At 70.7% G+C, this 15,909-nt stretch carries 1 protein-coding gene and 1 pseudogene; one reads left to right on the forward strand and one right to left on the reverse strand.

Going from position 1 to position 15,909, the window contains the following annotated elements; all coding sequences use genetic code 11:
• Positions 1-18 precede the first annotated feature (18 nt).
• On the reverse strand, positions 19-165 hold the full coding sequence (locus OV427_RS07315) for a hypothetical protein (RefSeq protein WP_267855384.1): 147 nt from the start codon (positions 163-165) through the stop codon (positions 19-21).
• On the opposite strand from OV427_RS07315, the pseudogene OV427_RS07320 reads away from it, so the two are divergent.
• Positions 164-15,886, forward strand: a pseudogene (locus tag OV427_RS07320) (non-ribosomal peptide synthase/polyketide synthase); the annotation flags it as partial. The gene OV427_RS07315 and the pseudogene OV427_RS07320 sit on opposite strands and share 2 nt — an antisense overlap.
• Positions 15,887-15,909 lie beyond the last annotated feature (23 nt).

A 15,909-nucleotide genomic window follows, 5' to 3' on the forward strand; every position in this document is an offset into this window, starting at 1 on the left:
AGCCCCTCCCTCACCGGGCTACTCGATGCGGACCTTCGGGTTCCGTCGTCGTTCCCGCGATTCCAACTTCGAGTAGTCGTTCTTCGTGAGCGCGCGCAGCGGACCGCCGGCCGATGACGGCCGTGCAGTGGCCGAGTGCGCGCGCAGGGAAAGGTAGTCGGTCATGGCCCTGACCTCCGAACAGAAGCGCGCACGGCTCGCCGAGCTGCTGCGAGACAAAGCCCGTCAGTCCCGGCGCGCTCCGCTGTCCTTCGCGCAGGAGCGCCTGTGGTTCCTCGACCAGCTCGAGCCCGGGAGCCCGGCCTTCAACATGCCGTTCACGCTGGAGCTGACCGGCGACATTGACGCCGAAGCCCTGCGCCGCGGCCTGGAAGCGCTCGTGCACCGCCACGAGACGCTCCGCACCACGTTCCACGGTGAGCCCGAGGGCCCGGTGCAGCGCATCTCCGCGCCCGCCCCGCTGGAGCTTCCCGTCATCGACCTGCGCGACGTCGCGTCCGAGCAGCGACAGTCCGAGGCGCGCCGTCGGCTGCAAACGGAGGCCCTGCGCCCGTTCAACCTCGCCACCGGCCCGCTGCTGCGCGTCCTGCTGCTGAAGCTCGACACCCGGGAACACGTGCTGCTGCTCAACGTGCACCACATCGTCTCGGACGGCTGGTCCATGACGGTGCTGGTGCGGGAGCTGACCGCGCTCTACCAGGCCTTCGCCGCGGGCCAGGCTCCTGAGCTGCCGCCGCTGCCACTCCAGTACGCGGACTATGCGGAGTGGCAGCGGAAGTGGCTGAACGGCGAGGAGTTGGAGAAGCAGCTCACGTGGTGGCGGCAGCAGCTCGACGGCGCGCCGCAGGATTTGGAGCTGCCCACCGACAGGCCGCGCAATCTCCAGGCTTCGCCCCCAGGGGACCTGGCGCCCGTCCTGCTCTCCCAGGAGCTGACGGAGGCAGTGGAGACCTTCTGCCTCCGTGAAGGTGTCACGCCGTTCATGCTGTTCCTGGCGGCCTTCCAGGTGCTGCTGTCGCGCTACTCGGGACAGGACGACATCTCCGTCGGCTCGCCGGTGGCGGGACGCAACCGCGCCGACCTGGAGGGGCTCGTCGGCTTCTTCCTCAACACCCTGGTGATGCGCACCCGCCTGGACGGCGACCCCACCGTGCGCGAACTGCTCGGCCGCGTGCGGGAGATGGCGCTCGGCGCCTATGCCCATGAGCACGTCCCCTTCGAGCGCCTCCAGCCCATGCGGGACTTGCGCGAGGCGCCGCTGTTCCGGGTGATGTTCATCCTCCAGAACATGCCGCCCCCCGAGCTGTCGCTGCCGGGGCTGACGATGCGCGGTGCGCCCCTGGCGGACTCCGTCGCGAAGTTCGACCTGACGCTGACGCTGAGGCGCACGGGGGACGGTTACAAGGGCCGGCTCGACTACCGCGCGGACCTGTTCGAAGCGTCCACGGCCGAGCGCATGGTGCGGCACCTGCGCACGCTGGTGGAGGCCCTGGTGGCCTCGCCCGACACGCGCCTGTCCGCGCTCGCGCTGCTCTCGGACGAGGAGCGGAGCCGTGTCCTCGTGGACTGGAATGCCACCCGCGCGGACTTCCCAGAGGCGTGCGTCCACTCGCTCTTCGAGGCGCAGGTACGGTGCGCGCCCGATGCGCGTGCCGCCTCTTTCGAGGGACAGCACCTCACCTACGCGCAGCTCGATGCGAAGGCCAACCAGCTCGCGCACGCGCTGAGCCGCCGGGGCGTCGGGCCCGAGGTGCGCGTCGCGCTCAGCGTGGAGCGCTCGCTGGATGTCGTCGTGGGCCTGCTCGGCATCCTCAAGGCCGGCGGCGCCTGGGTGCCCGTGGATCCGCTGCTGCCGCGTGAGCGCCTGGCCTTCATGCTGGAGGACAGCGGTGCTTCGGTGCTGCTGACGCAGTCGGTGCTGCTGGAGCGCTTCTCCGAGGCACACCACGCCCGTGCGTTCTGCCTCGACACCGAGAAGGACGCGCTCTCTCGGGAGAGCACCGATGCACCGGTGACGAGCGTGGCCCCGTACCACCAGGCCTACCTGCTCTACACCTCCGGCAGCACCGGCACGCCCAAGGGCACCGCCGTCGAGCATCGCAGCGTGGCCAACCTCGTCACCCACGAAGCGGTGGCCTACGGCATCGGCCCCGGTAGCCGCGTGTTGCAGTTCGCCAGCCTCTCCTTCGACCTGTCGGTGGAGGAGATCTTCACCACCCTGTGCTCCGGAGGCGCGCTGGTTCTGGCGCCGCTGGAGAAGTTGATGCCGGGCGCGCCGCTGCAGAAGCTGCTGCGCGAAGAAGCGCTCACCGTCATCAGCCTCACGCCCGCGGCACTGGCGGCCACCTCGGCGGAAGGACTGACCGAGCTGCGCACCGTCATCTCCGGTGGCGAAGCCCTGCCTTCCGAAGTCGTGGCGCGCTGGGCTCCGGGCCGACGCCTGCTCAACACCTACGGCCCGACCGAGGCCACGGTGATTGCCACCCTCACCGAGTGCGTCGCGGACGGACGCGTGCCCTCCATCGGCCGGCCCCTGGCCAATGTGCGGGTGTACGTGCTCGACGGGCGCGGAGAGCCCACGCCCGTGGGCGTGAAGGGCGAGCTGTACGTGGGCGGTGTCGGCGTGGCGCGAGGCTACGCGGGCCGCTCCGCCCTCACCGCCGAGCGCTTCGTGCCGGACCGATTCTCGGGCGAGTCGGGCGCGCGTCTGTACCGCACGGGCGACGTGGTGCGCTGGCGCGAGGACGGCACGCTGGACTTCGTCGGCCGCGCGGACGCGCAGGTCAAGGTTCGCGGCTTCCGCATCGAGTTGGGCGAGGTGGAGTCCGCACTGGCGAAACTGCCCGCGGTGCGCGAGGCCATCGTCGTCGCACGTGAGGACGGCCCCGGTGGCAAGCGCCTCGTGGGCTACGCCGTGGCGCGCGAGGGCATGCAGACGGACGGCGCCGCACTGCGCGCCGCGCTGAAGGGGACCCTGCCCGAGTACATGGTGCCGTCGGCCATCGTGGTGCTGCCCGCGATGCCGCTCACGTCCAATGGCAAGGTGGACCGCAAGGCCCTGCCCACGCCGGACCTCGCCGCTTCCACCGGTCGCCCGGACTTCGTTGCGCCCCGCACTCCGACGGAAACGCAGCTGGCGGGCATCTGGAGCGCCGTGCTCGGCGTGGAGCCGGTGGGCCTGTCCGACAACTTCTTCGAGCTGGGTGGACACTCGCTGCTGGCCACCCAGGCCATCAGTCGCATCCGCGCCGCCTTTGGCGTGGAGTTGCCGCTGCGGGAGTTGTTCGACTCCACCACACTCGCGGACCTCGCGATGAGGGTAGACCGGGCAGTGCTTGCCGGTCAGGGCCCCCAGGCGCCCGCGCTGGTGCCGGTGCCGCGCACGGGCGAGCTGCCGGTGTCGCTGTCGCAGCAGCGCATGTGGTTCCTCGACCAGCTCGAGCCGGGCAGCGCGTTCTACAACCTGCCCGTGGCCCTGAACATGACGGGCGCGCTCGACGTGAGCGCCCTGCAGCGCGGCCTGACGGAGCTGGTGCGCCGGCACGAAATCCTGCGCACCACCTTCCGGGAGGGAGCCAATGGGGCCGTGCAGGTCATCCACCCGGCCGCGCCCGTTCCGCTGCCGGTGACGGACCTGAGCGGGCATCCCGAAGCGCGCCAGGGCATCGGGCGCTGGGTGCGCGAGGAAGGGCTGCGGCCCTTCGACCTGACGCGCGGCCCGCTGCTGCGCGCCGCCCTGCTACGGCTCGGAGCCCAGGAGCACGTGCTGGTGCTCACGCAGCACCACATCGTGTCGGACGGCTGGTCCATGGGCGTCGTGGTGCGGGAGCTGGCCGCGCTCTACCGGGCCTTCATCGAGGACCGCCCCGCGCTGCTTCCAGAGCTGCCGTTGCAGTACGCGGACTTCGCGTCCTGGCAGCGAGGCTGGCTGCGCGGCGATGTGCTGGACGGTCAGCTGCGCTGGTGGCGCGAGCGACTCGCCGGTGCGCCCCTGGCGCTGGAGCTGCCCACGGACAAGCCGCGTCCGGCGGTCCAGACGTCGCGCGGCGCCGCTCGCCCGGTGGTCCTGCCTGTTCCCCTCGCCGAGGGGCTGGAGGCGTTCTGCCGCCGCGAGGGAATCACTACCTTCATGGCCCTGCTGGGCACCTTCCACCTCCTGCTCAGCCGCTACACCGGCCAGGAGGACATGCTCGTCGGTACCGTGCTGGCGGGACGCGAGCGTGGAGAGCTGGAGTCGCTCGTCGGCTTCTTCGTCAACACGCTGCCCCTGCGAGCCCGCGTGTCCGGCTCGGACACCGTCCGCGCGCTCCTGGCCCAGGAGCGCGAGAGCGTGCTCGGAGCCTTCACCTATCAGTCCGTGCCCTTCGAGCGGCTGGTCGAGACGCTCAAGGTGGAGCGCGACTCGAGCCGCCCGCCGCTGGTGCAGGCGACGTTCGTCCTCCAGAACGCCCCCGTGCCCGAGCTGTCGCTGCCGGGGCTGACGCTGCGCCCGCGACCGGTGGAGGAGAGCCCGGTCCGCTTCGAGCTGGAGCTGGGACTGTGGCGCACCGCCGAGGGCTACTCGGGCTATCTCTCCTACAACGCGGACCTCTTCGCGCCGGAGACCATCTCCCGGATGGCGGAGCACTTCCGCGTCCTCGCCGAGGGACTCGTCGCCCACCCCGAAGCGCCGTTGGCGTCCCTGTCCATGCTGACGGAGGCCGAGCGCCGTCAGGTCCTGGTGGACTGGAATGCCACCGCCACCGACTACCCGCGTGACGCGTCCATCCACGCGCTGTTCGCACGGCAGGCCGCCCTCACACCGGACGCGGTGGCCGTCGTCTTCGGAGATGCACAGCTCACCTATGGGGAGCTGGACCGGCGCGCCAACCAGCTCGCGCACCACCTGCGAGCCAGCGGCGTGGCGCCGGGCGCACGCGTGGGCGTGTGCCTGGAACGCTCGCTGGAGTTGGTGGTGGCACTCGTGGGTGTGCTCAAGGCGGGCGGCGCCTATGTGCCGGTGGACCGGAGCTACCCGACGGAGCGCATCACCTTCCTGCTCCAGCAGGCGGGCGTCGGCGTGCTGCTGACGCAGGAGCACGTGGCGGATGATTTGCCCGCGCTCGGCCAGCTCCTCGTATGCCTGGACACGGAATGGGCACAGGTGACGCGCTGGCCGGAGACCGCGCCGGAGGTGGACGTCTCCGCAGACGCGCTGGCCTACGTCATGTTCACCTCGGGCAGCACCGGCCAGCCCAAGGGCGTCAGCGTGCCGCACCGGGCCGTGGTGCGTCTGGTACGCGACTCCACGTTCATCGACTTCGGCCCGGACCACACCTTCGCGCAGCTCGCCCCGGTGGCCTTCGATGCCTCCACGCTGGAGGTGTGGGGCGCGCTGCTCAACGGCGGCCGGCTCGTGGTGGCCCCGCCACACAAGCTGTCACTGGAGGAACTGGGCGCGCTGCTCGTCAGCCAGGGAGTCACCACGCTCTGGCTGACGGCGGCCCTCTTCGAGCAGGTGGTGCTGCACCAGGGTGAGTCCCTGGCTCGCGTGCGGCAGGTGCTCGCGGGCGGTGATGTGCTGCCCGCCGAGCGCGTACGCCAGCACCTGGAGCGCCTCCCCGAGGGCGCCGTCCTCGTCAACGGCTATGGCCCCACGGAGAACACCACGTTCTCCGCCACGCACACGCTGCGCCGTGGCGACACGTTGAGCACGTCGGTGCCCATCGGCCGCCCGTTGTCCAACTCCACCACCTTCGTGCTCGACGCAGCCCTGCAGCCGGTGCCCGTGGGTGTACCCGGCGAGCTGTACGTCGGCGGTGACGGCCTGGCCTGGGGCTACCTGGGCCGCCCGGAGCTGACCGCCGAGCGCTTCGTCCCGAACGCCTTCTCGGGAGTGCCCGGCACTCGCCTCTACCGCACCGGAGACAGGGTGCGCTGGAAGCCGGACGGCACGCTGGAGTTCCTCGGCCGCACCGACTTCCAGGTCAAGGTGCGCGGCTTTCGGATTGAACCCGGCGAAGTGGAGGCCGTGGTGCGCCGCTTCGCTGGCGTGCGCGAGGCCGTGGTGGTGGTGCGCGAGGATGTCCCGGGCGACAAGCGCCTGGTCGCCTACGTCGTGGCAGAAGAGGAGGAGGTGCTGGAGGCCCAGGCCGCGCGCACCTTCCTCCAGCAGAAGCTGCCCGAGTACATGGTCCCCTCCGCCGTGGTGGTGCTGCCGGCACTCCCGCTGTCGCCCAACGGCAAGGTGGACCGCAAGGCGCTGCCAGCCCCGGAGGCTCCGGGCGGCGGTGACGGCGGGGAGTATGTCGAACCGCGCACGGAGACGGAGCGCCAGCTCGCGCTGTTCTTCTCGGAGCTTCTGCACGCCGCGCGAGTGGGGGCTCATGACAACTTCTTCGACCTGGGCGGCCACTCGCTGCTGGCCACGCAGCTCGTGTCGCGGGTGCGCGCGACGTTCGGCTTCGACATGCCCCTGCGGGACCTCTTCGAGGCGCCCACCGTCGCCGAGTTGGCAGGACGCATCGACGCCGCGCGGAGTACCCAGGCAGGCCCCGCGCGTCCACCGCTGGTGCCCGTGCCGCGCACCGACGCGTTGCCCCTGTCCTTCGCGCAGCAGCGCCTGTGGTTCCTCGACCAACTGGAGCCCGGCAGCGCCTTCTACAACATCCCCGCCGCCGTCCGGCTCGAAGGCCCCCTGGACGTGGGCTCGCTGGAGCGGGCTCTCCAGGAGCTCGTCCGCCGGCACGAGGCGCTGCGCACGACCTTCCGTGAGGAGGCAGGTGGCACCGTGCAGGTCATCGCGCCCGTCGCGGAATTGCCGCTGCGCATGGTGGACCTGAGTGGACTCGACGGCGACGCCGCCGAGGCGGAGACCCGGCGCCTGGTGGAGGAGGACGCGCAGCGCCCGTTCTCACTGGGCACGGGCCCACTGATTCGCGCGCTGCTGGTGAAGCTCGGCGCCGCCGACCACGTGCTTCTGCTCAACCTGCACCACATCGTCACGGACGGCTGGTCCTCGGGTGTCCTCGTCCGCGAGGTGGCCGCGCTCTACGAAGCCTATTCCGAGGGCCAGCCCTCGCCCCTGCCCGAGCTGCCAGTGCAGTACGCCGACTACGCCGTGTGGCAGCGCGGGTGGCTGCGGGGCGAGACGCTGGACGCGCAGTTGGGCTACTGGCGCCAGCAGCTCGCGGGCGCTCCCAGCGCGCTGGAACTGCCCACCGACAAGCCGCGTCCGCCCGCGCAGTTGTTCCGCGGTGGCGTGCGGCAGCGCATATGGACGAAGACGCTGTGGGAGGGCGTGAAGACAGCCGCACAGCGCGAGGGGGCCACGCCCTTCATGGTGCTGCTGGCGGCGTACCAGACGGTGCTGGCGCGCCACGCGGGCCAGGAGGACATCTCCGTCGGCTCGCCCATCGCCGGACGCACGCACGCGGAGACGGAGGGACTCATCGGCTTCTTCGTCAACACGCTGGTGCTGCGCGCGCACGTCTCGCCCCAGGCCACCTTCCGCGAGCTGCTGGCGCAGGTGCGCGAGGTGACGCTCGGGGCGTACGCGCACCAGGACGTCCCCTTCGAGAAGCTGGTCGAGGAGCTGCAGCCCCGGCGTGACTTGAGCCGCAATCCCCTCTTCCAGGTGGCGCTGACGCTACAGAACACCCCGATGACGGAGGTGAAGCTGCGGCGGGGGATGACGCTGAAGGGCCTGGAGGCCGGCAACCTTACCTCGAAGTTCGACCTGTCCCTGCTGGTGTGGGAGACGGCCGAGGGCGCCACGGTGTCGCTCAACTACGACAGTGACCTGTTCGAGCCGGACTCGGCCGGGCGGCTGCTGGAGCACGTGGAGGTGCTGCTGGAGGCCGCGGCCGCGGAGCCCGGGAAGCGGCTGCGCGAGCTGCCACTCATGGGCGAGGAGGAGCGGCGCCGGCTGGTGGAGCAGTGGAGCGGGACGGCCGCGAAGTATCCGCGCGAGACGTCGCTGGCGGAGCTGTTCGAGGCCCAGTCGCAGAAGACGCCGCACGCGGTGGCGGTGGAGCACGCGGGCCAGCAGTTGACTTACGACGCGCTGAACCGCCGCGCCAACCAACTGGCGCACCACCTGGGGGCCATGGGAGTCGGCCCCGAGGCGCGGGTGGGCTTGTGCCTGGAGCGCTCGCTGGAGTTGGTGGTGGGCGTGCTGGGCATCCTCAAGGCCGGTGCCGCGTACGTTCCGCTGGACGCCAGCTACCCGCGAGAGCGCTTGCAGTGGATGAAGCGCGAGGCCGGCGTCACGGTGCTCGTCGCGCAGGAGAAGCTGGCGGGAGCGGTGGCCGAGGCCGGCGAAACGGTGGTGCTCGTCGACGCCGGGCGGAATGAGCTCGCGCGCCAGCCAGAGAGCAACCCGCCGGCCCGGGTCGGCGGTGGTCACCTGGCGTACGTGATGTTCACCTCGGGAAGCACGGGCAGGCCGAAGGGCGTGGGCGTGCCGCACCGGGCGGTGTCGCGCCTCGTGCTGGAGACGGACTTCGCGCGCTTCGGACCAGAAGAGGTGTGGCTGCAGCTCGCGCCCATCTCCTTCGATGCCTCGACGCTGGAGTTGTGGGGCGCGCTGCTGCACGGCTCGAAGCTGGTGGTGTACCCGGCGGGTACGCCTTCGCTGGAGGAGTTGGGCCGCACGCTGGTGGCCTCCGGCATCACCTCGCTGTGGCTCACGGCGGCCCTCTTCGAGCAGATGCAGGCCCGGCAGCCGGAGGCCCTGGCCCGCGTGAAGCAGGTGCTGGCCGGAGGGGATGTCCTTCCCGTGGGGCGCGTCCGCGAGCGGCTCGCCGCGGGTGGCACGCTGGTCAACGGCTACGGCCCGACGGAGAACACCACGTTCTCCACCTGCCACCGGATGGAGCGGCTGGACCCGGTGGGCTCCCGCTCGGTGTCCATCGGCCGGCCCATCCGCAATACGACGGCGTATGTGCTGGACGAGGCGATGCAGCCCGTCGCGGTGGGTGTGCCCGGCGAGCTTTACGTGGGCGGAGACGGACTGGCCCTCGGCTACCTCGGCCGGCCGGACCTGACGGCGGAGCGCTTCGTCCCGCATCCCTTCGGAAACGGAGAGCGCCTGTACCGCACGGGCGACGGGGTGCGTTGGCTCGCGGACGGGACGCTCGAGTTCCTCGGCCGCAAGGACGGCCAGGTGAAGCTGCGCGGCTTCCGCATCGAGCCGGGCGAGGTGGAAGCGGCCCTGACGCAGCATCCGCGGGTGAGGGAAGCCGTAGCGGTGGTGCGCGAGGACACGGCCGGTGACAAGCGACTGGTGGCCTACGTCGTGGCACAGGGCGTGGAGGCCCAGGCACTCAAGGAGTTCCTGCGCACGAAGCTGCCCGAGTACATGGTGCCTTCCGTACTGGTGCCGCTGGACGCGCTGCCGCTGACGCCCAACGGCAAGGTGGACCGGCGCGCCCTGCCGGCTCCGGGGGCCCTCGTGTCCGAGCAGCGCGAGTACGTCGCGCCCCGCACGGAAACGGAGCAGCACCTGGCGACGCTCTGGGCAGAGGTCCTGGGCCGGGCCCAGGTCGGCGCCACCGACGACTTCTTCGAGCTGGGCGGCCACTCGCTGCTCGCCACGCGGCTCGTGTCCCAGCTGCGTGCGTCCCTGGGCGTGGAGTTGCCCCTGCGCGCGCTGTTCGAGGCCCCTACGCTCGAAGCGCTCGCCCTGCGCGTCGAGGCCGCGCGGCGCGATGGCGCGGCACCCGAGGCTCCTCCTCCCGTGCCCGTGCCCCGTGACGGTGCGCTGCCGCTGTCCTTCGCCCAGCAGCGCCTGTGGTTCATCGACCAGCTCGAGCCCGGCAGCGCCGCCTACAACATCCCCGTCGTCCTGCGCATCGAAGGCGCCCTCCACGTGGACGCGCTCCAGCGGGCCTTCTCCGCCCTCGTCGCGCGTCACGAGTCGCTGCGCACCACCTTCGCCTCTCGCGAGGGCCAGCCCACCCAGGTCATCCACCCGCCCTCGGACTTCGCGCTCGGCGTGGAGGACCTGTCCGCGATGCCGGAATCCGAGCGCTGGGAAGAGGCTCAGCGCCGTGCGCTGAGGGAAGCGGCGATTCCCTTCTCGCTCGGAGCCGGCCCACTGCTGCGCGCCACGCTGCTGCGGCTGGCGCCCGAGGCGCACGTGCTGGTGCTGGTGATGCACCACATCGTCTCCGATGGCTGGTCCATGGGCGTGCTCGTGCGCGACATGGAAGCGCTGTACTCGGCGCTCGCGGAAGGCCGACCGCCCTCGTTGCCAGCGCTACCGGTGCAGTACGCGGATTACGCCGTCTGGCAGCGCCAGTGGCTGAGCGGTGAGACGCTGGAAGCGCAGCTGGGCTGGTGGAAGCAGCAACTGACCGAAGCGCCGTCGCACCTGGAGCTGCCCACGGACAGGCCCCGGCCCGCGGTGCTCTCGAACCAGGGCGGCACGGTGCCGGTGCGGCTGTCGCGGGAGCTCGGCACGTCGCTGGCGGCCCTGGCGCAGCGGGAGGGGGCCACGCCCTTCATGGTCCTGCTCGCGGCCTTCCAGGTGTTGCTGTCGCGCTACTCGGGCCAGAAGGACGTCCTGGTGGGCTCGCCCATCGCGGGCCGCCGGTACGCGGAGACCGAGGGGCTCATCGGCTTCTTCGTCAACACGTTGGTACTGCGCAGCCGCGTGAATGCGAGCGCGTCATTCCGGACGCTGCTGGCCCAGGTGAGGGAGACCACGCTGGGCAGCTACGCCCACCAGGACGTGCCCTTCGAGAAGCTGGTGGAAGAGCTGCGGCTGGAGCGAGACCTCGGCCGGCCCGCGCTCTTCCAGGTCCTCTTCGCCCTGCAGAACACGACCCGGGTGACGCCGCGGAAGTCCTCTCTGGGCCTGCGGCCGGTGGAGCTGGAGAACCCCACCAATCGGTTCGAGCTGGAGCTCAACCTCGCGCAGTCGGAGCAGGGCTACGAGGGTGTGCTCGGCTACAACACGGGCCTGTTCGAGGCCGGTACCGCTCAGCGGATGGCGGAGCACTTCGGCCTGCTGGTGGACGCGCTCGTGGCCCGGCCCGAAGCGCCCCTCGCGTCCGTGTCCATGCTGTCGGAAGCGGAGCGGCGACAGGTGCTGGTGGAGTGGAATGCCACCGCCTCCGAGTACCCGCGCGGCTCCACCCTGCCCGAGGTCTTCTCGCAGGTCGTGGCTCGCTTCCCGGACAAGGTCGCCGTCGAGTTCGGTGACTCGCGCCTCACGTATCGGCAATTGGATGAACGGGCGAACCCGCTCGCCTGGCACCTGCGGGGCCTGGGTGTGTCCACCGACTCGCGCGTGGCGCTTACCCTGGACCGCTCGCTGGAGCTGATTGTCTCCCTCGTCGCCATCCTCAAGGCTGGCGGCGCCTACGTCCCGCTCGACCCGAGCTACCCGCGTGAGCGCCTCGCCGCCATGGTGGAGGACGCGCGCCCCACCGTGCTCATCACTTCTCGCGCGTTGCTCGCGAAGGTGCCCACGGAAGGCCTGTCCACCGTGGTGCTGGAGGATGTGTCACTGGAGGCGCAGCCGACTTCGACGCCTCCGATGGCCGCGCTGCCTCAGAGCCTCGCGTACATCGACTTCACCTCCGGCTCCACGGGCCGTCCCAAGGGCGTCGGCACTCCGCAGGCCGCCGTGCTCCGCACCGTCTTCGGCAACGACTACGCGCACCTCGGTCCGGACGAGACGTTCCTCCTCATCGCGCCCGTCTCCTTCGATGCCTCCACCCTCGAGCTGTGGGGGCCGTTGCTCCATGGCGCGCGCCTCGTCGTCTTCCCGCCACACTCGCCTTCCGACCTCAAGGAACTGGAGTCGGTCCTGGTGAAGCACGGCGTCACCACGCTGCACCTCACCGCCGGCCTCTTCACCCAGGTGGTCGACAACCAGCCCTCCGCCCTTCGCCACGTGAAGCAACTGCTCACCGGAGGTGACGTCGTCAGCGCTCCCCACGTGCGGCGCGTGCTGGAAGGAATGTTCATTCCGGTGACGGCCTGCTACGGCCCCACCGAGACGACGCTCTTCGCCTCGTGCCACCGCATGACGGAGGTGGCCCAGGTGGGCACCTCCGTGCCCATTGGTCGCCCCATCGGCAACACGCGCGTGTACCTGCTCGACGCTTCCGGGCAGCCCGTGCCCGTCGGCGTCGTCGGTGAGCTGTTCGTCGGTGGCGACGGTGTGGCCCGTGGCTATGTCGGCCAGCCTTCCCTCACCGCCGAGCGCTTCGTCCCCGACTCCTTCTCTGGTGTTCCGGGTGCTCGCCTCTACCGCACGGGCGACCTGGCCCGCTGGCGGGGTGACGGCGTGCTGGATTTCCTCGGCCGCGCCGATGCCCAGGTGAAGGTGCGCGGCTACCGCATCGAGCTCGCAGAAGTCGAAGCCGCACTGCTCGCCTTCGACAACGTCGGCCAGGCCGTGGCCCTGGTGCGTGAAGACGTCCCTGGCGACAAGCGCCTCGTCGGCTACGTCGCTGCTCCCGAGTCGCTCGATACAGCCGCCCTACGTGCGGCGCTCAAGGAGCGGCTACCCGAGTACATGGTGCCCTCCGCCCTCGTGCGTCTGGACACCCTGCCCCTCACAGCCAACGCCAAGGTCGACCGCAAGGCCCTTCCTCCTCCGGATGCCGCGCTGACCTCCACCGAGGACTTCGTTGCTCCGCGCACTCCCACCGAGGAAAAGCTGGCAGAGCTGTTCGCGGGAGTCCTCCGGCTCTCCAGGGTAGGCGTCACCGGCAACTTCTTCGAGCTGGGTGGTCACTCCCTGCTGGCCACGCAGGTCATCTCGCGCATCCGCTCCCAGCTTGGCGTGGAACTGCCGCTGCGCGCCCTCTTCGAGGCCCCCACCGTGGCGGCCCTCGCCACGCGCATCGAGTCCGCACGGCAGTCCGCGCCCGGCACCCAGGCGCCCGCCATCGTCCCCGTTCCCCGCACCGGGCCGCTACCGCTGTCCTTCGCCCAGCAGCGCCTGTGGTTCATCGACCAGCTCCAGCCCGGCAGCGCCTCCTACAACATGCCCACCTTCGTGCGCATGGACGGGCCGCTCGACGTGGGCGCCTTGCAGCGCGGCTTCGATGCGCTGGTCCACCGGCATGAAGCCCTGCGCACCACCTTCATCCAGGAGGAGGGCCAGCCCCTCCAACGCATCTCGTCCACGGGCGAGCTGCCGCTTCAGACAGTGGACCTGAGCGACCTGGAGCCCCAGGCCGCCCGCGCCGAGCTGGAGCGGCTCCTGCGCGAGGAACTGCTGCGGCCCTTCAACCTCGCCACCGGTCCGCTGGTGCGTGCGCAGTTGTTGAGGTTGAGCGCCACCGAGCACGTGCTCGCGCTCGACATGCACCACATCGTCTCGGACGGCTGGTCCATGGGCGTGCTGGTGCGTGAAGTCGTCGCCCTCTACGAGGCCTTCTCGCAGGGTCGGCCTTCCCCCCTGCCGCCCCTGGTCATCCAGTACGCCGACTACGCGGTCTGGCAGCGGCAGTGGCTCCAAGGAGCGGTGCTGGAGGAGCAGCTCGGCTGGTGGCGTCAGCAGCTCTCGGGCAGCTCCACCCTGGAGCTGCCCACCGACAAGGCCCGCCCGCCAGTGCAGACCTTCCGCGGCGCGCAGGTGCCAGTCGTCCTGTCACCCTCCACGTCCGAGGCCCTCAAGGCACTGTGCCAGCGGGAGGGCGCCACGCCCTTCATGGCGCTGCTCGCCGCCTTCCAGGTCTTGCTGTCGCGCTACTCCGGGCAGCAGGACATCACCGTCGGCTCGCCCATCGCCGGCCGCCAGCAAGGAACGACGGAGGGCCTCATCGGCTTCTTCGTCAACACCCTGGTGCTGCGCTCCCAGGTGGACCCGAGCGCCTCGTTCGCTCACCTGTTGCGGCAGGTACGGGAGACGGCGCTCGGCGCGTATGCCCGCCAGGACGTGCCCTTCGAGCGGCTCGTCGAGGAGTTGCAGCCCACGCGAGACCTGAGCCGCGGCCCGCTCTTCCAGGTGTTCTTCGCCTTGCAGAACGCGTCCATGCCCTCGGTCGGCACGAACGGGCTGACGCTGCGCCCGGTCGAGGTGGACAACCCCTCGGCCCGGTTCGAGCTGGAGCTGAACCTGGGCGAGACCTCCGACGGCTACCAGGGCTCGTTGGGCTACAACGCCGACCTGTTCGAGGCCGGCACGGCACAGCGCATGGCGGAGCACTTCCGCGTGCTGGTCGAGGCTCTCGTCTCGAAGCCGAAGTCGTCCCTGGCATCCCTGGCCATGCTGTCCGAGGCCGAGCGCCGGCAGGTGTTGGTGGAATGGAATGCCACCGCCTCCGAGTACCCGCGCGGCTCCACCCTGCCCGAGGTCTTCTCGCAGGTCGTGGCGCGGTACGCGGACAAGGTCGCCGTCGAGTTCGGTGAGGAGAAGCTCACCTACCGGCAGCTCGACGCGCGCGCGAACCAGCTTGCGCATCATCTGCGCGGCCTGGGCGTGTCCACCGACTCCCGCGTGGCCATTGCCCTGGACCGCTCGCTAGAGCTGATTGTCTCCCTCCTCGCCATTCTCAAGGCTGGCGGCGCCTACGTCCCGTTGGACCCGTCGTATCCGCGCGAGCGCATCGCCGCCATGGTGGAGGACTCGCGTCCTCGCGTGCTCATCACCTCGAATGAGCTGAGGGCGAAGCTGCCCACCGAGGGCCTGTCCACCGTGGTGCTGGGGGAGGTGTCCCTGGAGGCCCAGCCGACGTCGGCGCCTCCGATGGCCTCGCGGCCCCAGAGTCTGGCGTACATCGACTTCACCTCCGGCTCCACCGGCCGGCCCAAGGGCGTTGGCACTCCGCAGTCCGCCGTGCTTCGCACCCTCTTCGGCAACGACTACGCGCATCTCGGGCCGGATGAGACCTTCCTCCTCATCGCGCCGGTCTCCTTCGATGCGTCCACCCTGGAGCTGTGGGGTCCGCTGCTCCATGGCGCGCGGCTCGTCGTCTTCCCGCCGCACTCGCCTTCCGACCTGAAGGAACTGGAGGCCATCCTCACGAAGCATGGCGTGACGACGCTGCACCTCACCGCCGGCCTCTTCACCCAGGTCGTGGACAACAACTTCCCCGCCCTGCGCAACGTGAAGCAGTTGCTCACCGGGGGTGACGTGGTCAGCGCGCCGCACGTCCGCCGCGTGCTGGAAGAGCTCCGCATCCCCGTCACGGCCTGCTACGGCCCCACGGAAACCACCCTCTTCGCCTCTACCCACCGCATGACGTCGGTGGAGCACGTGGGCTCCTCCGTGCCCATTGGCCGTCCCATCGGCAATACGCAGGTGTACGTGCTGGATGCGCACGGCCAGCCGGTGCCTGCTGGAGTCGTCGGTGAGCTGTTCGTCGGCGGCGACGGCGTAGCCCGGGGCTACGTGGAGCAGCCCGCCCTCACCGCCGAGCGCTTCGTCCCTGACGCCTTCTCCAGTGTCCCGGGTGCTCGCCTCTACCGCACGGGAGACCTGGCTCGTCGGCGGAATGATGGCGTGCTGGAGTTCCTCGGCCGCGCCGATGCCCAGGTGAAGGTGCGCGGCTACCGCATCGAGCTCGCGGAAGTCGAAGCCGCACTGCTCGCCTTCCCCGACGTGGCCCAGGCCGTGGCCCTGGTGCGCGAGGACGTCCCCGGCGACAAGCGCCTCGTCGGCTACGTCGCCGCTCCCGAGTCGCTCGACATGGCCGCCCTGCGTGCGGCGCTCAAGGAGCAACTGCCCGAGTACATGGTGCCCTCCGCCCTCGTGCGTCTGGACACCCTGCCCCTCACCGCCAACGCCAAGGTCGACCGCAAGGCCCTGCCCGCTCCCGACTCGGTCAGCAGCTCGGCGGACGACTCCTACCTGGCGCCGAGGACTCCCACCGAACAGCGGTTGGCCGAGGTCTTCGTCCAGGTGCTGCGCGTGCAGCGCGTGGGCCTCCACGACAACTTCTTCGAGCGGGGTGGCCACTCCCT

Source organism: Pyxidicoccus sp. MSG2 (assembly GCF_026626705.1).
Taxonomy (GTDB): domain Bacteria; phylum Myxococcota; class Myxococcia; order Myxococcales; family Myxococcaceae; genus Myxococcus.